The sequence below is a fragment of the Marispirochaeta aestuarii genome, assembly GCF_002087085.1.
GTDB classification, from domain to species: Bacteria; Spirochaetota; Spirochaetia; order JC444; family Marispirochaetaceae; genus Marispirochaeta; species Marispirochaeta aestuarii.
The window spans coordinates 22,122-42,136 of the sequence record NZ_MWQY01000023.1 but is presented as its reverse complement, the minus strand read 5'-3'; the positions used below and the strand labels follow the sequence as shown (position 1 = coordinate 42,136).

Annotated in this window: 25 protein-coding genes and 1 tRNA gene; 8 read left to right on the top strand and 18 right to left on the bottom strand. The window is 53.2% G+C overall.

Features of this window, described 5'->3' with window-relative positions:
• From B4O97_RS19640 to B4O97_RS16495, 14 genes are all read right to left on the bottom strand, one after another.
• Complete coding sequence (locus B4O97_RS19640; RefSeq protein ID WP_198947093.1) at window positions 1-144, bottom strand: hypothetical protein; 144 nt, start codon at window positions 142-144, stop codon at window positions 1-3.
• On the bottom strand, window positions 141-500 hold the full coding sequence (locus B4O97_RS16555) for a YraN family protein (protein ID WP_083052564.1): 360 nt from the start codon (window positions 498-500) through the stop codon (window positions 141-143). Before B4O97_RS16555 ends, B4O97_RS19640 begins: the two co-directional genes overlap by 4 nt.
• Window positions 497-1,645: an HD-GYP domain-containing protein gene (locus B4O97_RS16550; RefSeq protein ID WP_083052563.1), complete on the bottom strand. Its 1,149-nt coding sequence runs from the start codon at window positions 1,643-1,645 to the stop codon at window positions 497-499. The genes B4O97_RS16555 and B4O97_RS16550 overlap by 4 nt, the downstream gene beginning before the upstream one ends.
• Window positions 1,645-1,905, bottom strand: a complete 261-nt coding sequence (locus B4O97_RS16545) for an EscU/YscU/HrcU family type III secretion system export apparatus switch protein (protein WP_083052561.1) — start codon at window positions 1,903-1,905, stop codon at window positions 1,645-1,647. Before B4O97_RS16545 ends, B4O97_RS16550 begins: the two co-directional genes overlap by 1 nt.
• Window positions 1,902-2,879: a hypothetical protein gene (locus tag B4O97_RS16540; RefSeq protein ID WP_083052559.1), complete on the bottom strand. Its 978-nt coding sequence runs from the start codon at window positions 2,877-2,879 to the stop codon at window positions 1,902-1,904. The genes B4O97_RS16545 and B4O97_RS16540 overlap by 4 nt, the downstream gene beginning before the upstream one ends.
• A gap of 12 nt (window positions 2,880-2,891) precedes the next feature.
• Entirely contained in the window at window positions 2,892-3,269 is a 378-nt protein-coding gene (gene rplS, locus B4O97_RS16535; protein WP_083052552.1) for a 50S ribosomal protein L19, read from the bottom strand.
• Complete coding sequence (gene trmD / locus B4O97_RS16530) at window positions 3,256-4,011, bottom strand: tRNA (guanosine(37)-N1)-methyltransferase TrmD (protein WP_083052551.1); 756 nt, start codon at window positions 4,009-4,011, stop codon at window positions 3,256-3,258. The genes rplS and trmD overlap by 14 nt, the downstream gene beginning before the upstream one ends.
• Complete coding sequence (rimM, locus tag B4O97_RS16525) at window positions 4,008-4,511, bottom strand: ribosome maturation factor RimM (RefSeq protein WP_083052549.1); 504 nt, start codon at window positions 4,509-4,511, stop codon at window positions 4,008-4,010. Before rimM ends, trmD begins: the two co-directional genes overlap by 4 nt.
• Window positions 4,511-4,744, bottom strand: a complete 234-nt coding sequence (locus B4O97_RS16520; RefSeq protein WP_083052548.1) for a KH domain-containing protein — start codon at window positions 4,742-4,744, stop codon at window positions 4,511-4,513. Before B4O97_RS16520 ends, rimM begins: the two co-directional genes overlap by 1 nt.
• A gap of 39 nt (window positions 4,745-4,783) precedes the next feature.
• On the bottom strand, window positions 4,784-5,035 hold the full coding sequence (gene rpsP / locus B4O97_RS16515; RefSeq protein WP_083052546.1) for a 30S ribosomal protein S16: 252 nt from the start codon (window positions 5,033-5,035) through the stop codon (window positions 4,784-4,786).
• Between the two features lie 32 nt (window positions 5,036-5,067).
• Window positions 5,068-6,405: a signal recognition particle protein gene (gene ffh, locus B4O97_RS16510; RefSeq protein ID WP_083052545.1), complete on the bottom strand. Its 1,338-nt coding sequence runs from the start codon at window positions 6,403-6,405 to the stop codon at window positions 5,068-5,070.
• Window positions 6,406-6,504: 99 nt separating this feature from the next.
• Complete coding sequence (locus B4O97_RS16505) at window positions 6,505-7,710, bottom strand: hypothetical protein (protein ID WP_083052543.1); 1,206 nt, start codon at window positions 7,708-7,710, stop codon at window positions 6,505-6,507.
• Window positions 7,694-8,014 carry a hypothetical protein gene (locus tag B4O97_RS16500; protein WP_143305784.1) on the bottom strand — a complete coding sequence of 107 codons (321 nt, stop codon included), beginning with the start codon at window positions 8,012-8,014 and terminating at the stop codon, window positions 7,694-7,696. Before B4O97_RS16500 ends, B4O97_RS16505 begins: the two co-directional genes overlap by 17 nt.
• 51 nt (window positions 8,015-8,065) lie before the next feature.
• Window positions 8,066-10,915 carry a chromosome segregation SMC family protein gene (locus B4O97_RS16495; protein WP_083052539.1) on the bottom strand — a complete coding sequence of 950 codons (2,850 nt, stop codon included), beginning with the start codon at window positions 10,913-10,915 and terminating at the stop codon, window positions 8,066-8,068.
• Window positions 10,916-11,081: 166 nt separating this feature from the next.
• On the opposite strand from B4O97_RS16495, the gene B4O97_RS16490 reads away from it, so the two are divergent.
• A complete protein-coding gene (locus B4O97_RS16490) occupies window positions 11,082-11,624 on the top strand; it encodes a ribonuclease HII (protein ID WP_198947094.1) in 543 nt (180 codons plus the stop codon).
• Here B4O97_RS16490 and B4O97_RS16485 read toward each other — a convergent pair whose 3' ends face one another.
• The gene (locus B4O97_RS16485) at window positions 11,625-11,876 is read right to left on the bottom strand and encodes a DUF3276 family protein (protein ID WP_083052536.1); all 252 of its coding nucleotides are present in this window, start codon (window positions 11,874-11,876) and stop codon (window positions 11,625-11,627) included. It abuts the gene before it with no gap.
• 155 nt (window positions 11,877-12,031) lie between these two features.
• Between B4O97_RS16485 and B4O97_RS16480 the strand changes: the two genes are divergently transcribed.
• Window positions 12,032-12,634 carry a pentapeptide repeat-containing protein gene (locus B4O97_RS16480; RefSeq protein ID WP_083052535.1) on the top strand — a complete coding sequence of 201 codons (603 nt, stop codon included), beginning with the start codon at window positions 12,032-12,034 and terminating at the stop codon, window positions 12,632-12,634.
• The gene (locus tag B4O97_RS16475; protein WP_083052533.1) at window positions 12,631-13,200 is read left to right on the top strand and encodes an MBL fold metallo-hydrolase; all 570 of its coding nucleotides are present in this window, start codon (window positions 12,631-12,633) and stop codon (window positions 13,198-13,200) included. The genes B4O97_RS16480 and B4O97_RS16475 overlap by 4 nt, the downstream gene beginning before the upstream one ends.
• Here B4O97_RS16475 and B4O97_RS16470 read toward each other — a convergent pair.
• Genes B4O97_RS16470 through B4O97_RS16460 form a run of 3 tightly spaced genes read right to left on the bottom strand, consistent with a single transcriptional unit; the run spans window position 13,169 to window position 15,119 of the window.
• Window positions 13,169-14,077: an RluA family pseudouridine synthase gene (locus B4O97_RS16470; RefSeq protein WP_083052531.1), complete on the bottom strand. Its 909-nt coding sequence runs from the start codon at window positions 14,075-14,077 to the stop codon at window positions 13,169-13,171. The genes B4O97_RS16475 and B4O97_RS16470 overlap by 32 nt on opposite strands.
• 6 nt (window positions 14,078-14,083) lie before the next feature.
• Window positions 14,084-14,422, bottom strand: a complete 339-nt coding sequence (locus B4O97_RS16465) for a hypothetical protein (RefSeq protein ID WP_083052530.1) — start codon at window positions 14,420-14,422, stop codon at window positions 14,084-14,086.
• 16 nt (window positions 14,423-14,438) lie between these two features.
• A complete protein-coding gene (locus B4O97_RS16460) occupies window positions 14,439-15,119 on the bottom strand; it encodes a YggS family pyridoxal phosphate-dependent enzyme (protein ID WP_083052528.1) in 681 nt (226 codons plus the stop codon).
• 143 nt (window positions 15,120-15,262) lie between these two features.
• Between B4O97_RS16460 and pdxS the strand changes: the two genes are divergently transcribed.
• The 5 genes from pdxS to fusA all read left to right on the top strand — a co-directional run bounded on the left by pdxS (window position 15,263) and on the right by fusA (window position 19,973).
• A complete protein-coding gene (gene pdxS / locus B4O97_RS16455; protein WP_083052527.1) occupies window positions 15,263-16,168 on the top strand; it encodes a pyridoxal 5'-phosphate synthase lyase subunit PdxS in 906 nt (301 codons plus the stop codon).
• Between the two features lie 27 nt (window positions 16,169-16,195).
• Window positions 16,196-16,834: a pyridoxal 5'-phosphate synthase glutaminase subunit PdxT gene (gene pdxT, locus B4O97_RS16450; RefSeq protein ID WP_083052525.1), complete on the top strand. Its 639-nt coding sequence runs from the start codon at window positions 16,196-16,198 to the stop codon at window positions 16,832-16,834.
• Between the two features lie 25 nt (window positions 16,835-16,859).
• Complete coding sequence (locus B4O97_RS16445; protein ID WP_083052524.1) at window positions 16,860-17,657, top strand: DUF6675 family protein; 798 nt, start codon at window positions 16,860-16,862, stop codon at window positions 17,655-17,657.
• Between the two features lie 85 nt (window positions 17,658-17,742).
• Window positions 17,743-17,815, top strand: a tRNA-Val gene (locus B4O97_RS16440).
• 124 nt (window positions 17,816-17,939) lie between these two features.
• Entirely contained in the window at window positions 17,940-19,973 is a 2,034-nt protein-coding gene (gene fusA, locus B4O97_RS16435; protein WP_083052522.1) for an elongation factor G, read from the top strand.
• Window positions 19,974-20,015 lie beyond the last annotated feature (42 nt).

Sequence of the window (20,015 nt, the reverse complement as noted above, 5' to 3'; positions counted from 1 at the left end):
TCATACCTCGTCGATGTGCAGAATTTCTTTGGTTATTGTATGAGCTAGGGTTTGTATAGCTGCATCCAGATACTTTTTATCGTTAATCTTCTTTTTCAATTCGGCTATCTTTTTTGGATCCGTTGGCTTTGCGATTCTTATCATTCTGCTCCACCTTCAAAGGCCTGGGGTATGTAATGCACGCAGCGGTCCGTTTCTGATATATATACCACGTCAAACTGTTTTTCCCAATTCCGGAATCTGCTGTTCTTTGCGAGAAAATCCTCGGCGGTACGTCTGATTCGGTGAATTTTACGCCGGTTTATGGAAAACTCGAGATTTTCCCGGGGTAGAATCCATTTCTTAACCTCCACAAAATGGAGACGTTCATCAAGGCTGGTTATCAGATCGATTTCTCCGTTTCGGGCAGAGTAGTTCCGTGTAACAATATCATGCCCCAGGTTCTGCAGATAACAGGCTGCTTCCTGTTCTCCCGACCTGCCCTGCTGTGACCGATTCATCTGTTCTCCTGCCTGTTTCCCAGCTCCCTGGGATTTATAGCCCGTACTATAAAAAGGGTTTTAGTTTCAAGAAGATCGATGGTTTCACCATCATCGTTTTCATACCGCTTGCCGTCGCTGTCCATCAGGATTCTGACAACCGGTCTGAGAGGCACGGATGCATGGGTACGGACCACACTTCCTATTGAACCATCATTCAGAATAACCACACTCCCCAGGGGGTAGATACCCATACTCTTGAGAAACACCTTGACTATGCTGCTGTCGAAACGCCTGGAATTATCGTTGAGAATCTGTCTCATGGCGCTGTAGCCAATCATGGAGTCCCGGTAGGGCTTATCCCTCACCATCGCCTCAAAAGAATCCACCAGGGACACGACACGGGCCAGGATATAAATCTGTTCACCGGAAATCTGATGAGGATACCCCTTTCCGTCCCACCGTTCATGATGCTGCAATGCGATAAGACCTATATCCTCAGGGTATCCCAGTTCTTTTGTAATGACGTTGTAGGAGTGAACCGTGTGGGTATATATGGTTTTATATTCCGCTTCGTGCAGATCACCTGTCTTGTTGAGAATCGCATCCGGCATCTTGAGCATTCCGATATCGTGGAGAAGCGCTCCAACCGCCAGACTGTGCAACTTGGTATTATCCAGTTTAAGGTTTATTCCGGTTACCAGTGCGAGAATCGCACAGTTTACGGAACTGACCGCCAGTCCCTGATGGTTCTTGTCTGTCCGGATAGTTATCCCGGTCATTTCCGTCGGGCACCGTTTAACGGTCTGAAACAGCAGTTCCGCTACCTTGTTGAATTCCCTGGTGGTAACCCTTCTTCCCTGCTTCATTGTCGCAAAGAGAACATTTATCTGTTTTATAGCGGCCAGGTAGATCTGCAGGAGCTCCTTGTAGGTGCGGGACTCCTTGAGATCGTGGATGGTCTGTTCCTTTGTCTTGCGCTCTTCCTCTTCGTCAATAACGGAACCGGCGGTCTGCACACTTTCTATTTCCCATTTTCGCAGACGGGAAATGTCCTTCTCGGTAATGCGGATTTCCGCAGGCACAAGGATATTCTCCCCGTCTATATACACGGGCTGGTCAAACTTCATTCCGGCTTTCAGATCATCTACTGGTATTTTTTTCATCAGGATTCCTGTACACTGTATATAAATGCAAATATTTCCGCAACTACAGCAAAAAGATACTCAGGGATAAATTCGCCGGGTTCAAGGAAAAAGAGATCCTCCGCTGTCTGTCCTGTAGATATTACAGGAATCCCTGATTCTTCCGCAATCTCCACCATACGCCGGGCGAGAAATCCCTTTGCTCTGGCAGTTACGAAGGGTGCCGGTAATGCCGGATCGTACTTGAGACTTACAGCCCTTTCCTGCCTGGCGTTCTTCATGCCTGTGCGTCCACACCCCTCGGGATTTTGGTATCAGAAATAGAGAAGCCGTCGAAATCTCCCCTACTTAGAGTATCGACATACGGGAAGCCCAGTTTTCGTACTTTTTGAATAAAACCTGCCAGTTTTTCCTTATCCACCGGAGGATGCTCGATAAGATAGAAGGACCGTTCAGGGGTATCCGAAATTCCGAAGACCCAGGACTCCCCGGGGTTGGCAGACTCGTCAACAAGTTTCAGTATTCCATCCAGAAGGACCCGTTCGGAAAGACCGATCCTCAGCCGAAGTTCACCGGACAATACCTTTTCTCCTATTTTCAGGCGCATGGGAATTTTCATCCAATGATCTTTTTTGCCGCTCTTTTTATGATTGAACAGGGCAGTTTCGGTCACAGAAGAGGATTTTCTCAGCAGAATCCCGCGTATACCGGTGGGATCGACGGAAACATCCCTCCATGTATCCTTGCTTTCCGGTGTATCCTGTTCCTCTTTATCCTTCAAAAAATCCGGTGTTTCCGGCTCCAGCAAAGGCAGCATGTTTTTTTCGTCCAGGAGAGTCAGATACCTGGCATACTCCTCCCGTTCCCTGCCTTTTTTTTCGCTTACAAAGCGCCGATACCGCTTGATGTTCTCATCGTTCAGGGAAAGTCCTGAACGAATCAGGGCGCGAACGAGTTCCGGTTCCTGACGCATCAATTCAGAAAGCCGGTGGACGTCTGTGGAAGAATAATCTCCGGGACTCTCGAGGATCTTCAGGAATATTCCCCGGGGTCCGTTTTCTACCCTGGACACAAAAACATCCCCTTTCTGTAAGGGGATATTTGATGAGACTCTGAAACGTTTTCCGTCAGCTTCGATAATCAGCCCCCGGGTTCCACTCTGACGGACGATAACCGTCAGTAAGCGCCCGGACCGGAATATCGGACCAGGTCCACCGCCGCTGAAGCTCAGCGTACCGCGGACTGGGCTGATCATAAAGGCAGCGGATCAGGCCTGCTCGGCCTTGGACTTCTGCTGTTTCCGCCGGATAAGTTCGGTAACCTTGGCAGCCTTACCCACTCTGCTTCTCAGGTAGTACAGCTTGGCACGGCGAACACGGCCGCGGCGTACAACCTCGACCCTCTCTACCCGTGGCGAGTGAAGGGGGAATACACGCTCCACACCCACGCCGTAGGAAATCTTCCTGACGGTGAAGGTTTTACGGATTCCGCTGTTGTTTTTGGCAATTACAACACCTTCGAAGATCTGAACACGCTCGGTTGTTCCTTCGACAATCTTAAAGTGGACCTTAACGGTATCGCCAATGCGGAACTCGTCGATATTTTCCTTCATCTGTTCAGCTTCAATGGCATTAATGGTATTCATGGGTTCTCTCCTCCCTGATTTCCTGTTTTTCTCGCAGTTCCTCTAACAGTCTCTTTTCCCCGTCATCGAGGTTCCTGTTCTCAAGCAGATCCGGACGGTTTCGCAGGGTCTTTGCCAGACGCTGCCGCATTCGCCATTCCCGTATCTTTTCATGATGCCCGGACAACAGAATCTCCGGCACCTTTTCGCCCTCAAAGACTTCAGGGCGCGTGTAATGGGGATACTCGAGCAGTCCGTCGGAGAAGCTCTCCTCCTCCAGGGACTCGGCACTTATTATCCCCTCCCGCAGACGATACACCGCATCTGTTATGACCATGGCCGCCACTTCTCCCGAAGAGAGCACATAATCACCGACACAGACCTCATCATCGACATAACGGTCAATTATGCGCTGATCCAGGCCTTCGTAACGCCCGCAGATAATAACCAGCTCTTCCTCCCGGGAGAACTCTTCCGCCATGGACTGGCGAAACAATCGTCCCGAGGGGCTGGGATAAATAACCCGCTTTCCGGCGATCCCCACCGAATCGAGGGCTTTTGCCACCGGTTCGGGCTTCAGAACCATGCCGGCTCCGCCGCCGTAGGGGGCATCATCACAGGTCCGGTGTCTGTCGAAGGCGAACTCCCGGAAGTTGATCAGCCTGTAAGAGAAAAGCCCCCGATCAACAGCCTTCGCCATAATGGAGGACGAAAAATAGCCCTCCAGTATTTCCGGAAAAAGAGTAAGGATACTTACCTTCATTCCAGAATCCAGTCGACCTTCAGTTCAATCCTCCCGGCCTTTGTATCCACCCCGCCGACGTACTCGTCCTTGAGGGGCAGATAACGGAATCCCCGGTCCGGGGTTTTGATCTCCAACAGGTCGGCCTGACCTGTTTCGGCTACACCGATAACCGAACCGCAGTCCCGATCTCCAAAAAAAACCGAACAGCCTTTGAGATCGGCGATATAGTATTCGTCCTTTCCCAGCGGGGCGGCATGCTTTTTATCGACCCAGAGCTCCCCGCCCGTTAAAGTACGGGCGGCTTCCGGAGAATCGTAGCCGACAAACTTCAGCAGCACCCGGTCGCCGAAAGGGACGACTTCCTCGATTCGAACGGAGATCTCCTTACCGTGCCGGAAAACCAGGGTACCCTCTTCGATGTCGCCAAAATGATCGTAGCTTCCGGAGAAGCTGTTCACCTTGACGTAGCCTTTTACACCATGGGTTTTGCCGATCCGCGCGACGGTAATCCGTTCCATTAATCGAGAATTTCCAGTACGATCCTCTTGCCGGTCTTCGTCGCTGCAGCGCTCAGTATCGTTCGAACAGCTTTGGCAATCCGACCGTGCTTACCGATGACTTTACCGATATCGTCGGGAGAGACCCTCAGTTCCAGAATAGTGGACTTCTCACCTTCGATAACATTGACTACGACCTCAGCAGGGTCGTCCACGAGAGATTTCGCAATATACTCAACGAGATCTTTTTCCACGCAATAATCCTTGCTTGTTTATCTGTTGTTCCGCGACCCTTATTTCATGTAGAGGTTCAGCTTATTCAGAAGCCGCTTAACAGTGTCTGTAGGACGAGCCCCCTTGGAAATCCACTCACGGATACGCTCTTCCTTGATGCTCAACTGTTTCTCTTCCACTTCGATAGGGTGATACAGTCCGACCTCTTCGATAGCGCGGCCGTCCCGGGGTGCGCGGGAATCCATTACAACAATCCGGTAGTACGGCCTCTTCTTTGTGCCGAACCTTTTCAATCTGATCTTAACGCTCACTCGATCCTCCTGTCTATAATCGAACGCTTAAGCTATATATTACCATTGAACTGTGAAAGCATCTGAGCCTGAAGCTTCTTGTTCTTTGTCATTTTCTTCATCATCAGACGCATTTTATCAAACTTCTTCAAAAGACGATTAACGTCAAAAACCGACGTACCGCTTCCCGAGGCAATCCTTTTTCGCCGGGAAGGACCGATAATGCGGTGATTATGACGTTCCTGAAGAGTCATGGACAGTATTATCGCCTCTTCCTTCTTCATCTCCTTGCTGTTCAAAGCATCCTCGTCGATATTTCCCTTCATTCCCGGAATCATCTCGACAAGAGATTGCAGACTACCCATTTTTTTTATTCTTGTAAACTGTTCCAGGTAATCCTGCAGGGTAAAAGTGGAGCTTTGCAGCTTCTTTTGGAGCTCCTCGGCCTCTTCCTCCTGGATCGTCTCCTGGGCTTTCTCGACCAGGGAGACAACATCACCCATTCCAAGGATGCGCGAGGCCATCCGGTCAGGATGAAACTGCTCCAGCTCATCGATCTTTTCACCCACACCGACATACTTTATCGGCTTTTTAGTAACGCTCTTCAGGGAGAGGGCGGCACCGCCCCGGGTATCGGAATCAAACTTGGAAAGGATGACTCCGGTAATACCTACCCGCTCGTTAAACTCTTTGGCGATCTCCACCGCCTGCTGCCCCGTCATTGCGTCCGCAACCAGCAGACCTTCAACGGGCTTCAATACGGAGTTGATCTCCTGAATCTCCTTCATAAGATCGTCGTCCAGATGCATACGTCCGGAAGTGTCGACGATCATCGTATTGAAGCTGTTCTTCTTCGCGAAGCTCAGGGCCTGTTTGACGACCTTTACCGGTTTTTTCTCCCCCTCGACAGCAAAAACCGGGACCCCTGTCTGTTCTCCCAGAAGCTGAAGCTGCTTGACGGCAGCGGGCCGTACAAGGTCGGCGGCAACCAGGAGAGGTTTACGCCCCTCTTTTTTCAGTCGTAAGGCAAGCTTGGCACAGGTAGTGGTTTTTCCCGACCCCTGAAGCCCCATGAACAGAATGGGACTCAAGGTGTCCGGACCTTTCAGCTGCAGCCCCTCGGTTTCCGATCCCAGCAGATTGACCATCCGGTCATGAACGATCTTGATAAACTGCTGTCCGGGATTTACCGAGCGCAATACCTTTTCGCCCCGGGCCTCCTCGATGGTATGATTGACAAAACGACGGACAACCCGCAGATTTACATCCGCCTCGAGCAGAGCGATCTTGATCTCCTCTACTGCGTCCTGGATGTTTTTCTCGGATATGCTGCTTTTGCCGGAAACCTGTCGGAGGACATCGGAAAAGGTCCGTGTCAGTTTGTCAAACATAGCCTGTGCTGTTACCCCAAAGCATAAAGTTTAGGGTCAGTTATAGCCGATAAACCCCGCCCCTGTCAATGGGATACCCGGGCCGCAGGCGAACGCAACTTACCGTACCAGAAGAAAATGCCGTTCAAGGTAGGTGGCCCGCTCCCGGGCTCTCTGCCAGTAGGCACTCAGGGGATATTCGGAGAGGAGATAGCGATACCAGCGGACAGCTTCCGAAATGTCACGGGCGGGACCGGGCTCCTCATAGTCCCCGGCCAGGGCAAACACCAGTTCGTCCATGCCATGATGACCCTGAAGAAGATCGAGGGAGGCGGTCAGAAGCCGTCGCCTGAGTTCCACAGGCAGTTCTGTGCTCAGGTGCAGGATACTTCCGGAAAAATCCTTCTGCAGGGAAGCAGGAAAATTCGCGTAATCCAGGGCAAGCATGTAATCATCCATAAAAAGAGCGGAGGCAAAGGCAGCGGCGGTAAACCGGGAGGGCTTTGACGGATCAAAATCGGGAGAGCTGGTAAGAACCCCGAAGGCATTCTGCCATTCACCCTTCCGCATACGCTCCAGGGCAGCCCCGTAACGCTCATCCTCTGAAAGCCCGGGATCCATTTCTCCCTCCGCCTGAAGGCTGTCCTCTGCGCCGGACTCCCGTCTTTCGGATTCACCGGTTACCCTGGCCATGAACTCTTCCCCTGAAAGGACCTCCACCACGACCCTGTGGGTGCTCCCGCCATCTCCTCCGGAACTTCCCTGAACAAACTGCAGGATATACTTTCCCTCTTTCTGTGCCCGAAAGCTGAAACGCATGTACCGATCCTCCCGCACCCTGCCGTCGTAGGCGATTCCGCCTGAGGGATAGGCATCGATGAAGAGCCAGGAACCGCCCTCAATAGCCAGACTGAATCCCTCGTTAAGGCGGGCGTACACTTCGGGAGCGATATTCTCCATGCGCTCAGCCCGTCCTACCGCCTGCTCCCCGCTCCCGGAGGTTTTTTCCGCACCGCCGGAGGGTCTCCTTTGAGCTTCCGTTTCCCGGGGCAGTTCAGGCGCTGGGGCCCTTTCGACGGTCGTCGCAGTGCCGGACTCCCGGGGAAGAGATTTTTCTGAAACTGCTTCCGGCTCTTTTTTTACCGAAGCGTCTTTCGAAGAAGGGGTAATGACAGGGTACTCGACAATCTTTTCCGGCGGTGCGGGGGGAAGAAGGTATAAATCGAAGCGCGGCTGCGGAAGAGGCGGAGGAGATGCATAAAGCGGGGTAAAAAAAACAAGGGAAGAGACTATAAGCGTAAGGCAGTCCTTACGGTACAGATTCAAAGATCTCCTCCAATATGGCGTCGTTCTCATCCTTCATAATTTCAAGAACAATGGAGCCGGGGGGAATCCAGAAACGATCGACCTGTTCACGGGTCCATTCCAGGCGTCGGGATCGTAAGGGAAGATGATCATTGGCTATAAGACCGCGTTTTTCCTCCGGGAGAATCAGCCGTGAGTAGACGCCGGCGTCGGCATCAACGACAGCGGCATTTTCGCTGTTCTGTTTTTCGGGGGAGTAGAACAGAACCAGGCCGATGACGGAGAAAAAAGCGACGGCAATGACCGCCAGGATATAAACACGCATTCCTGGGGATAATCCTCTGTTCCTCCCGGCATCTCTGGGCATACGGCCTGCCTACTCCTCTTCCTCCAGGTCCAGATCGAGTTCCTCGATCACCTCTTCTGGAACAGGATCAAGACTGCCCCCCTTATCAACCCTGATGGCGATAATCTTGGAGATACCCGACTCCTCCATGGTAATCCCAAGAAGGGTCTGGGCCCCTGCAACAGTCTTTTTATTGTGAGTAATGACAATGAACTGGGATGAGTTGGCGAACTCCATCAGCATTGTCACAAAGCGCCCTACGTTGTTTTCGTCCAGGGCGGCGTCGATCTCGTCAAGGATACAGAAGGGTGACGGACGGACCATGTAGGTTGCAAAAAGGAGGGCCACCGCAGTCAGTGAGCGCTCGCCTCCGGACAGGAGGGTAATATTCTCCAGGCGCTTGCCCGGAGGCTGGGCAAAAATTTCGATACCCGAGGTCAGGACCTGGTCCGGTTCGGTCAGCTTGAGCTCTCCCCTGCCCCCGCCGAAAAGTCTGCGGAAGGTTACGTGAAAATTCTTCTTGATTTTCTCGTAGGTTGACAGAAAAAGCTCCCGTGACTCGGTGCGGATCTGTTTAGTAATGGCATTCAGGTCTTCCCGGGCCTTTCTGAGATCCTGAAGCTGATTTTCGAGGAAATCATAGCGTTCCTTGACCTCCGCAAACTCCTCGGGGGCCATAAGATTGACATGACCGAGTCCACGAAGCTGTTCCCGGGCGGAACCGAGCTTCTCCCGAAGGAGTTTTGCATCCTCCCGGATCTCGTACATGCGGTCTTCAAACTCGGTAAGTTCGCGGGAGTGCTTTTCCCGGAAATTCTCAAAAAGGTTGCGGATCTCCGTTTTGACGGCGGACAGGTCCACCTGGATTTTCTCTACCTGACTCTGGGTCTGGGCGAGCTGGGACATCTTGTCCTTCAGGCTCTTCTCTTTCTGAAGGGCATCCCTGTTTCGCAGACTGATTCCCTTTTCAAGTTCATCCAGGCTTTTACGAAGCTTCTTCTCCTCATCCAGAATGGCTGAATGACGCTCCTTGAGCTCGTTTATCCTTTTTTCCGTGGAGGCCAGTTTTATGCCCGTTTCTTCCATATCGCCCTGGTTTTCCTCCATGGAGGCCAGGGTTGTACGGATCTCCTTTTCCGTCAGGGCAAGGGCATCTTCGGCGGCTGTAATCTGGGCGGAGACCTTGGCTTTCGAGATTTTAAGGTCCTGAAGGGTTCCCCGGTACTCCTCTATTTTACTGAAGAGACTGCGGTTTTCCTGCTGCAGACGGCCGATCTGCTCCTTGTCGGCGGCGATACTGTTCCTTGTGGATTCTATCTGCTCGTCGATATTCCGTTTTCTGGTCATCGTCCCTTCGGGAGCAAGAAAATCGTCCAGAAAGGCCGGGATGGTCTCGGTGTACCGTTTGAACTCATCCTGGAGTGCATCTATACCTGCAAGGGCCTCATTCAGTCCCCCGCGAATGGAGCTGACAAGTTCGGTACGCTCACGTTCCCCGATTTCCGAGAGGGATCCGAGATCACCGACAAGATCGAGCTTGCCCTTGACGTGAATGCGGATCCGGTCGATCCTGTCCCGGACGGCGGATTCAATCCGCATTCTCTCACCGTGGGAGTAAGCGCTCTCTTCGAGCTTGCGGTCCAGCTGACCCACGATATCGTCGGTGATGGCCCGCAGCTGGTCCTGCAGATCGTTGACGGATGCCTCGTTGGCAGCAATCTGACCTTCAAGCCGTGTAATCTCGGATTCATTTCTTCGTATCGTATTCTGGGAGCTGTTAATCCGTTCATCGAACTCGAGAATATTCCTGTCGATGGAGGCATGCCGTCCCTTGAGGTCCTCCAGCACTTCCCGTTTATCCTTAAGGGAAGCCTCGAACTCCGCTTTCTGCTCCTGAAGCTGGGCCTCGCGGTTTTTACAGTACTCCAGATGGCGATGAAGTTCACCCCGGCGTTCCTGTATAATGGACTGCTGGTTCTGAAGGTTCCCCTTCTCCACGTCGATACCGTAGAGCATCTTCTGGTTCTCGATGAGGGAGGACTCCATGGTATTGACCTGGTCCAGGTTCTCTTCCAGGGACTCGTTTATGGTGTCTATCTCGGACTTGATGGAATCTCTGAGACCGCTCTTCTCCTTGAGCTGCTTTTCCTTGGAAAGCTCATCATCGAGAAAGCCTTTGAGCCTGAGGAGCTGAATTTTCAGTTCCAGTTCGAAGATGTCCTCGCGAAACCTGCGGTACTGTTCGGTCTTGTCGGCCTGCTTTTTAAGGGAGTCGTAGGAACGCTTTACCTCGCCGAGAATCCCCTCCACCTGGCGCATGTTTTCCTCGGTACGGCTCAGCTTCCGTTCAGCCTCCGCCCCTTTGACCTTGAACTTGGTAATCCCGGCGGCCTCTTCGAATATGTATCGGCGTTCCTCCGGTTTATGGGAAAGAATCTGGTCGATTTTTCCCTGTTCCATGATCGAATACGCCGATTTCCCTACCCCGGTATCAAAGAAAAGTTCCCGGAGTTCCCGAAGCTTGACGGGCGTGTTATTTACAAAGTATTCACTTTCCCCCGAACGGTAGAGACGGCGCTTGATGGCGATCTCCGGCATATCCATGGGAAGAACCCCTTCGTCGTTACTCAGGGTAAGAGTAACCTCCGCCACATTGAGAGCTTTGCGCTGTTCGGTGCCGTTAAAGATAACGTCTTCCATTCGTTCAGCCCGCAGGCTCCGGGAAGCCTGTTCCCCCAGTACCCACTTTATGGCATCCACAACGTTGCTTTTTCCGCATCCGTTGGGTCCGAGAAGGGCGGAAATTCCGGGAGCAAAATCAATTTTTACCCTGTCAGCAAAAGACTTAAAGCCGAAGATCTCAATATTTTTTAAGAACACTTACTTCGTTCCTGTTTACGCAAAGTTGGAATCGGGTTATGAAACACTTGTTCAACCTACTGCTACTATCTAACACTAGCTGATCTTAATCGTCAAGTTGACGGCGCGGCATTTATTCCCGCCCCTTGATTCCGTCTGTCCCCGGGGTTAGTATCCCTGCATGAAGATAATCTGCGGAATAGACGAGGCAGGCCGGGGGCCCATAGCCGGACCGGTAAGCGCCGCAGCAGTTGTGCTGCCCCGGGATTTCCCCAGGGATCTGTTAAAGGACTCAAAGAAGATGAGTCCTTCGGCGCGGGAGAAGGCCTTTGCCCGCATGCTTGCCATGAAGGTCCCGGTTGGTATCGGCTGGTCCTGGCCGGAGGAGATCGACCGGATAAACATCCACAAGGCATCCCTTCTGGCCATGTCCAGGGCCTTCGGAGCCATGGGCTGTCTGCCGGATGAAGTTATCGTGGATGGTCTGTATATTCCCGACATTCCGACTTCAGCCCGGGCCATGGTCAAGGCCGACGCCCTGGTACCGGAGGTCATGGCCGCCTCCATAGCCGCCAAGGTTGTGCGGGACCGCTGGATGATACGCTACTCCTGGTTCGAACCTGATTACGGCTATGAGCGGCATAAGGGCTACCCGACACGGGCACACCGTGAGGTCTGCCTTCGTCTGGGGCCCAGCCCCATCCAGCGCCTGAGTTTCCGCGTCAGATAATCAGGATTCCGATTTGGCCCCGCCGCCGTGTTGCTGCATGAACCCGACGGCTTTCTGCAGCTCTTCCACAAAGCTTTCCAGGTCTTCGTTGAAAACGATAACCGAGTGGCGTTCAAATCCGGTGCCTTCGTGCTTCTTGCTCTCTACAATGTTTAAAAAGAGGTCGCCGTGCCTGTTTTCCTTTACGTTGAAAAAATAGGTCCGTTTGCCTACCGACGTTTTTGATGAAAATACTTCCCCGCGAATACCCATAGTACCTACCCTTAGCTTCTGTTATTCCCTTCACGCAACGGGTCAGAAAAATATGCTTGGCGAATAGTATAGAATTTGGGACATAGCATCAAGTTGCCGGGCTTATTTCATGAATTTATCTTGTACAGAAGAACTCTTTTTTCTAAGCTATATATATGGATACGAATAAGGCCATGTGCGCCTTTTCCGACTGCAGCAATGCCGCCTTGAGTTTCTCGAACTACTGTGCGGAGCATCTTCCGGATACTCAGGAATATATGGGAACAGTACGGGACTATCTTTCAGGCGTGGAAGATCACAGTAACATCTGCCTGGCGGGAATCACCTTCAGCGGCATGAACCTCGAGGGACACCAATTCAGAGACTGCGTTTTTGATGAGACAGTTTTTCAGGACTGCAGCCTTGAAAAAAGCATGATTCAGGGATGCTTCTTCTCCAATGCCCGTTTTGAAAACTGCCGTTTTTCCGGCTGTGAAATCCGCTACAGCATCTTCTGCGGTGCCGAATTCAGAGACTGCGATTTTCAGGGTTCGGACATTCTCCATTCCAACTTCAACGGGGTGCACGGAGTCAGGGTGAATTTCAGCGATTCGGATCTGTACTATTCGAGTTTTGTCTCCTCAAACCTTGAGGAAGTCCGTTTTATCGACTGCAACCTGAAAAAGGTCAACTACCTGAACACCACCCGGGATAAGGTCAACTTCAAATATTCCAACTATGAGGAAGCGGTATTTGCCGCTGTTCAGAACGAAGAATGAAAATTTTCACCCACTTCTCCTTTGTAAGTTTCTCCAACTCCTACCTGGTGGGACCCGCTGAAGGGGGAGACGCAATCATGATCGACCCGGGAATCATGGATGTTCCTCTTCTGCGGCTCATAGAGAAGAACTCCTACACCGTTCGCTACATACTGGTTACCCACAACCACGAGTCGCATATACGCGGGGGACGTACCCTGCTGAAAATATACCCCGCCGAGGTATTCGGGGGCTCACCCAACCTTCTGGAACGGGATTCCACGCTGCTGAAAGATGGAGACACCCTGGATCTGGGGGGAATAACAATCGAGAGCCTGCAGATCTCCGGACACTCCAGCGACTCCATGGTCTACCGCATCGGGTCCTGCTTTTTTACCGGGGATGTTCTTTCCGCCGGAGGAATCGGATCCACTCCCAACCGTTATGCCCGGGCGCTCCTGATTCAGGGGATACAGCAGAAGCTTCTTACCTTTCCGAAGGGAACAGTCTATCCCGGCCACGGACCTCCGAGCACCATTGAAGCGGAACGCCGTTTCAATCCTTTTCTGCAGAAAGATCCCGGATAAGCTCTCCGAAACGCGGAGACAGAGGTGCCCTGAAACGGGAGAGTTCCTGGGAGCCGGGTAACACTATCTCCAGAGAAAAGGCGTGGAGCATCAGGCTGCAGCCGTCCCGTTCCCCGGAACCGTAGAGGGGGTCTCCCAGTATGGGATGACCGATACCCCGCATATGTACCCTCAGCTGATGGGTCCGCCCCGTTGCAGGATAGAGGGCCACAAAACTCGCCTGCTTCCAGCGCCTCAGTATCCTGTATCTGGTAAACGCCGCTTTGCCGCCCCGGCTGACAGCGGTAAACAGCTGACGGTTTTTCTCCCACCGGCCGAGACGGTTTTCCACCTGGCCCTGGTCCTCCTCGATTCTTCCCCTGCAGAGGGCAAAATAGACCTTGCGGGTGGTCTTTTCCTGGAACTGACGGGAAAGAAACTCATGGGCAGCCTGGTCCTTCGCGGTTATCAGTACGCCGCTGGTATCCTTGTCCAGTCGATGAACGATACCCGGGCGAAAGTCCTCTTCCGGGGCATCGATTTCCCGGTAGTACAGAAGACCGTGAACAAGAGTCCCCGTATAGTTCCCCGGCGCAGGATGTACAACCAGGCCCTGGGGTTTGTTTATCACGATGACCCGGTCATCCTCGTAGAGGATCTCCAGGGGAATCTCCTCCGGCACCAGGTCGATTTTCGGCGGGGCCTCAAGATCAAGCCTGATCCTGTCTCCCGGAGCGATCCTGCGGGACAGTTTGACAGGCTTTTCGTTGATATTCAGCTCACGGACCCGCTGTTTCAGCTGATTGCGGCTTATGAGCCCCAGCTCATCGCTTATAAACTGGTCGATCCGCAGGGGGCGTCGGTAGTCCCGGAGGACACAGAAATCGTAGTGAATCATGGGCTGTTATTCCAGGCGACCGAGGATAAAATCCAGCAGAGCTATCCCCAGGGAGAGAGCCCCGGCGCTTATCAGAATGTTGTAGGTATGCTGCTCATCCGAGAAGGGATATGAATCTCCCGCGGCAGCCTGCCCCAGCTCCCAGCTCAGTCCGGAGAGCAGAAAGGTAATGGGAACTGAACCGAAAAAGATGATCTCCCCCCGTCTCAGCTCCCTTACGGGGCGGGGAAACTCGCCTATTTCGTAAGGGACGGGTTCTGTTTCTTCGGCGAGGAGCCTCTCCGGGGTAACTGTACCCAGAAAAACAAGCAGGGCCAGCGTCAAACAGGAAGTCCGCTTCAACATAGCTCCCTCCGCACGCTTAGCGTGTCCCGAACAGGGCGGTGCCGATCCGGACCAGGCTGGACCCCTCTTCCACGGCGATCTCGAAATCGTTGGTCATGCCCATGGAGAGTACCTCAAAATGGCTGTTCCCGTAGCTTTCCGAAAATTTCTGCCGGAGGGTATGCAGAGAATGAAAGCAGCGCCTCAGAACAGCGACCTCATCTGTAAAGGGTGCCATGGTCATCAGTCCACGGAGTTCCAGGTACCGGCTCTCGAGAATTGTATCGATCAGGGAACGGAGCTCTCCCTCGCCCCGTACTCCCTGCTTGGCGACTTCACCTCCGGTATTGACCTCTATGAGCACGGCGACTTTTCTGTCAATCTCCGCCGCATACCTGTCCAGGGCATTCACTGTGCGAAGGGCATCGACGGACTGGATGCACTCAGCGATTTCCACGGCTTTCTGTGCCTTATTGCGCTGAATGTGACCTATAAGATGAAGTTCAGCCTCCGGGAACCGGCCGCCGAACTTTTCAGCTGCTTCGAAAACCCGGTTCTCGCCGAAGAGCCGCAATCCGGCATCGTAGGCTTCCTGAATCTTCTCCACCGGCTGGGTCTTGGAAACCGCCATCAGGCGCAGATCTTCCCGCCTGCGGCCGGCCCGAATACAGGCTGCTTCAAGCCGTTCTTCTATTCTTTCCAGGTTCTTCTGAATCACCCTGCAATTGTAGCAGTATCTGCAGGCAGAGAAAAGAGGAGCACGACCTGAGCTTCTTGACTTTTCATTCCTTCTGACCTATTTTGACCTAGAATTATTATAGTACAGCAATTGCTGATTCCCATAGAACAGAGGACGAATAAATGGCTGAACAAAACTGGTCGAGCAGACAGCAGGCAACATGGCGGAACAAGGTAGGCCTGGCGGAGATGCTCAAAGGCGGCGTCATAATGGACGTCGTTACCCCCGACCATGCAAAAATAGCGGAGGACGCCGGCGCTGCGGCGGTAATGGCCCTTGAAAGGGTGCCCGCGGATATCCGTACCACCGGCGGTGTCGCCCGTATGTCTGACCCCAAGATGATTCAGGGGATTCAGGAAGCGGTATCCATCCCCGTTATGGCAAAGTGCCGTATCGGTCACTTTGTGGAAGCCCGGATCCTCGAAGCCCTGGGGGTAGATTTTATCGACGAAAGCGAGGTTCTGACCCCCGCGGACGATGCCTATCACGTGGAAAAGCACAGCTTCAAGGTGCCCTTCGTATGCGGCTGCCGTGACCTGGGAGAGGCCCTGCGCCGCATCGGCGAAGGCGCCGCCATGATCCGGACCAAGGGCGAAGCCGGAACAGGAGATGTAGTGGAAGCCGTACGCCACATGAGGACCGTCATGGACGGCATACGGCGCCTGACAATACTGCCCCGGGAAGAACTCATGACCGAGGCGAAGAACTTGGGTGCTCCCTATGATCTTATCGTTGAAATCGCGGAGAGCGGTAAACTCCCGGTACCAAACTTCTCCGCAGGCGGTGTAGCCACCCCCGCAGATGCGGCATTGATGATGCAGCTCGGTGCGGAAGCAGTTTTTGTGGGCTCCGGGATATTCAAATCCGGAAACCCCGCCAAGAGGGCCAAAGCGATCGTGGAAGCGGTAACCTATTACCAGGACCCCAAAAAGCTGGCTGAGATCTCCTACGATCTGGGGGAACCCATGGTCGGTATCGGTATGGAAGAACTTGATCCGGAAAAGCGGATCGCCGGCAGAGGCTGGTAAGCAGGCTCCGGGAATCACGAGAGCCTGATGAGAATAGGTGTACTTGCCCTCCAGGGGGATTTTCATAAGCACGGCGAACACCTGAAACGCCTGGGGCTTGATCCGGTATATGTGCGTACCCGGGACGACGTACTCTCCATTGACGGACTGATTATTCCCGGCGGGGAAAGTACCACCATCGGCAAACTGCTGGTGGACTTTGGCCTTGACGCCTCCCTTAAGGAGCGCCTTGACCAGGGGCTGCCGGTTTTCGGGACCTGTGCCGGAATGATCCTCATGGCGAAGGAGATCGTCGGCCGCGAGCAGTTCAAACTGAATCTTCTGGACATTTCGGTGGAACGCAACGCCTACGGCCGACAGATCGACAGCTTTGAAGCCGAGTTTGAACACAGCCTGCCGCTTCAGGGACCCCTGCACGGGGTGTTTATCCGCGCCCCCAGGATCGCAAAGGTCGGCCCGGAGGTAAAGGTTCTCGCCAGTTTTGAAGACTGCCCGGTGCTCGTTCAGCAGGAAAAGTACCTGGCGGCTTCCTTCCACCCTGAACTTACGGAAAACCTCGAGCTCCACCGCTATTTTCTCTCCCTGGTTGAAAGGGCAAAAGAAGAAGGTCCGGCTGTGCCGACCCTGAACGATGCAGACCGGGGCCGAAAGACCGGAGCCCCATGACGACCGAAAACAAGGAGACGCCCGCATGAAAAGAATCTTATCCCTGATTTCAGCAGTTCTTGTGCTGTTCGGAATCGGAACCTACGGACTTTTTTCGGACTCCGGACTTCCCATGAACCTGGCCGAAGATCTTCAGCAGGAAGGTGAACTGGTACGTTACTTCTACGGTGATCTGGATCTGCAGTACCTCCCCTTCGGCCCCTTGAGTGAAGAGATTGTTGACGACCTCTCGGGACAGGACTCCACCATAGGGGTTGAAGCCCTGTTCAGAATGGAGCTTCCTCCTGCACTTGCAGAAATGGAAAAAGAGGAGCGGGATCTCGCTATTTTCAATATACTGAACCGTGTATCATCCTTAAGCGGCATCGAATACTACTCCGCCAGCCGGGAACGCATGAGGACCCTCTTTACCGAAGTCTTCCGGGTAGAGGAAGAGGGATCGAAGAAGGCCCTTCCCGATCGGCAGTTCAATTCCATCCCTGAACTGCAGGAGGACATACTCTTTCAGGAGGACCTGACCTTCGGCAGGAATTATGTGCGTAACCGCTGCCTGTACCGGGAAGGCCGCTTTCTCATGCAGATCAGAAATCTCTCCACCATGTGGTATTTTATACTGCCCCTAGTGAGGCCTGAGAATTTCCGTATGGACCTGCTGATAATCCCTGAAGAGGACAATCTTGTCTTCTACGGGGCATCAAGCGTGGACTCCGCCTCCCTCTTCGGCATCGAGAAGTCCAAGAAGGATTCCTTTTACAACCGGATAAAGGCCATGCAGGGCTGGTTTTCTGATCAGCTGGAACGAGAGTTCGGATCCGGATCATAGTCCGGCGATGGTAAAATATTCACATTTGCCGGCAAAATCTTATTGACACTTTCCGGCCCTCCATGGTAGTTTCCTTTTGTCTTTCGGGCGATTAGCTCAGTTGGGAGAGCGCCTGCCTTACAAGCAGGATGTCGGCGGTTCAAGTCCGTCATCGCCCATAATTTTTAAACACCCTGCGGGGTGTTTTTTTTATCCTGGGACGGACTCTTTTCCGACATAAGACCATTATGTTAGTATCTCTTTATTCGAAGTAATTTGCAGACCGGGAGAAACATACATACTATGCAGAACATGCGCAACATAGGAATAATCGCCCATATTGATGCGGGAAAAACGACTACCACGGAGCGAATCCTGTACTATACAGGAAAGAGTCACCGCATCGGCGAGGTCGACGACGGCGAAGCCACCATGGACTGGATGACCCAGGAGCAGAACCGCGGGATTACCATTACGTCCGCTGCCACAAGCTGTTTCTGGAAAGAGACCCAGATCAATATTATCGACACCCCCGGCCATGTCGACTTTACCGCCGAGGTGGAACGTTCCCTGCGGGTTCTGGATGGAGCGGTGGGTATATTCTGCGCCGTCGGCGGGGTGGAACCCCAGTCCGAAACCGTCTGGCACCAGGCGGACCATTATCATGTTCCCCGCATAGCCTACGTCAACAAGATGGACCGCATCGGCGCGGATTTCTATTCGGTTATCGAGGAGATGAAAAAGAAGCTGAAGGCTGATCCCCTGCCCCTGCAGCTTCCAATCGGCGCCGAATCCGCCTTCAGCGGGGTCATAGACCTGATCGAGATGCGGGAGATTCACTGGGACCAGGAGACCCAGGGCCGGGAGATGGAGTTCAGCCCCATCCGGGAAGAACTCCGGGAACAGGCGGAAAGTTACCGGGAGCAGCTGATTGACGTTCTGTCCGCCCACAGCGAGGAGATAACGGATCTGTACCTTGAAGGAGCTCAGGTACCCGACGAACTGATTCTCTCCACCCTGCGAAAGGCAACAATAAGCCAGGCCCTGGTGCCTGTTTTCTGCGGGGCCTCCTACAAGAATATCGGGGTCCAGCCCCTTCTGGATGCCGTTCTCAATCTTCTGCCTGCACCTTACGAGGTGGTACCTCCCACGGGGATTGCAGTAAAGAACGAAGAACAGGTTCAGATCCCCTGCGACCCCAAGGGTCCGCCTCTGGGACTGGTATTCAAGATTCAGACAGACCGCGAAGCCGGGAGCCTTACCTTCATCCGCATGTACTCCGGAAGCATCAAGAAGGGCTCTGCGGTGTATAATATCAACAAAAAGAAGAAGGAACGGGTCAACCGTCTGCTGCGAATGCACTCCAACCGCAGCGAAGCTCTGGATGAGGTTTCCGCGGGAGATATCGCCGTTGTCATCGGCTGCAAGTTCTCTCAGACCGGAGACACTCTGGGTTCTGAAGGGCATCAGGTTCTTCTGGAACAGATGCAGTTCCCCATGCCGGTCATAGATGTGGCCATTGAGCCCAAGAGTATTTCCGAAGCAAAAAAACTGAGGGAAATCCTGGAACTTCTGCAGAAAGAGGATCCGACCTTTCTGGTGAAAGAGGATAACGAAACCGGTCAGCTTATAATTTCAGGTATGGGGGAACTTCACCTGGATGTACTGGTAACCCGCATAACCGAGGACTTCAACGTCGACGCCCGTATCGGAAACCCCCAGGTGACCTACCGGGAATCCGTATCGGCGGTCAGGGAGCATACAGAGGTCTACCAGAAGATTCTGGCGGGCAAGGAAAACTTTGCCTCCATCACCCTGAAGGTCGAACCCGCCGAACGCGGCTCAGGGAACTCCTTTCATTCGGAAATCGGCAAATCTGATCTTCCGAAGGAACTTCTTGAAGCTGTGGAACGGGGCGTGGTCAACTCCTTCACATCGGGAATCATGTACGGTTACCCCTGCTACGATGTGAAGGCCAGTTTAGTGGGAGTCAAATATGACGAAATGCGGGCCTCCGCCCTGGCATACGAAGCCGCCGGTGCAATGGGTTTCGATAACGCCTGCCGTGCCGCATCTCCGGTACTCCTTGAACCGGTCATGACGGTGGACGTTATGTGCCCCAAGGATTTTGTCGGAGAAGTCATCAACCACCTCACCACCCGTGGGGGGATCATCAACAGTCTGGAATCCCGGAGCGCCATTGAGCATGTGCGGGCACAGGTTCCCCTGGCTAACATGTTCGGTTACTCCACAGCCCTCAGGAGCATTACCCAGGGACGCGGAACCTTTGCCATGGAGTTCTCTCATTTTCAGCAGAAAAGCGGCGGACTCGGTTAAAAGAAGTCCCCGGCACTTCCGGGCCCCAGCTTTTTGTTGACA

Bases quoted from the DNA above. Each gene is read 5' to 3' on its own strand.
- B4O97_RS16470 (WP_083052531.1), bottom strand. From the start codon at position 14,077: ATGATTCACTACGATTTCTGTGTCCTCCGGGACTACCGACGCCCCCTG.
- B4O97_RS16545 (WP_083052561.1), bottom strand. From the start codon at position 1,905: ATGAAGAACGCCAGGCAGGAAAGGGCTGTAAGTCTCAAGTACGATCCG.
- pdxS (WP_083052527.1), top strand. From the start codon at position 15,263: ATGGCTGAACAAAACTGGTCGAGCAGACAGCAGGCAACATGGCGGAAC.
- B4O97_RS16555 (WP_083052564.1), bottom strand. From the start codon at position 500: ATGAATCGGTCACAGCAGGGCAGGTCGGGAGAACAGGAAGCAGCCTGT.
- ffh (WP_083052545.1), bottom strand. From the start codon at position 6,405: ATGTTTGACAAACTGACACGGACCTTTTCCGATGTCCTCCGACAGGTT.
- fusA (WP_083052522.1), top strand. From the start codon at position 17,940: ATGCAGAACATGCGCAACATAGGAATAATCGCCCATATTGATGCGGGA.
- B4O97_RS16550 (WP_083052563.1), bottom strand. From the start codon at position 1,645: ATGAAAAAAATACCAGTAGATGATCTGAAAGCCGGAATGAAGTTTGAC.
- B4O97_RS16445 (WP_083052524.1), top strand. From the start codon at position 16,860: ATGAAAAGAATCTTATCCCTGATTTCAGCAGTTCTTGTGCTGTTCGGA.
- rplS (WP_083052552.1), bottom strand. From the start codon at position 3,269: ATGAATACCATTAATGCCATTGAAGCTGAACAGATGAAGGAAAATATC.
- trmD (WP_083052551.1), bottom strand. From the start codon at position 4,011: ATGAAGGTAAGTATCCTTACTCTTTTTCCGGAAATACTGGAGGGCTAT.
- B4O97_RS16485 (WP_083052536.1), bottom strand. From the start codon at position 11,876: ATGGGTATTCGCGGGGAAGTATTTTCATCAAAAACGTCGGTAGGCAAA.
- B4O97_RS16480 (WP_083052535.1), top strand. From the start codon at position 12,032: ATGGATACGAATAAGGCCATGTGCGCCTTTTCCGACTGCAGCAATGCC.
- B4O97_RS16500 (WP_143305784.1), bottom strand. From the start codon at position 8,014: ATGCGTGTTTATATCCTGGCGGTCATTGCCGTCGCTTTTTTCTCCGTC.
- B4O97_RS16465 (WP_083052530.1), bottom strand. From the start codon at position 14,422: ATGTTGAAGCGGACTTCCTGTTTGACGCTGGCCCTGCTTGTTTTTCTG.
- B4O97_RS19640 (WP_198947093.1), bottom strand. From the start codon at position 144: ATGATAAGAATCGCAAAGCCAACGGATCCAAAAAAGATAGCCGAATTG.
- rimM (WP_083052549.1), bottom strand. From the start codon at position 4,511: ATGGAACGGATTACCGTCGCGCGGATCGGCAAAACCCATGGTGTAAAA.
- B4O97_RS16475 (WP_083052533.1), top strand. From the start codon at position 12,631: ATGAAAATTTTCACCCACTTCTCCTTTGTAAGTTTCTCCAACTCCTAC.
- B4O97_RS16540 (WP_083052559.1), bottom strand. From the start codon at position 2,879: ATGATCAGCCCAGTCCGCGGTACGCTGAGCTTCAGCGGCGGTGGACCT.
- pdxT (WP_083052525.1), top strand. From the start codon at position 16,196: ATGAGAATAGGTGTACTTGCCCTCCAGGGGGATTTTCATAAGCACGGC.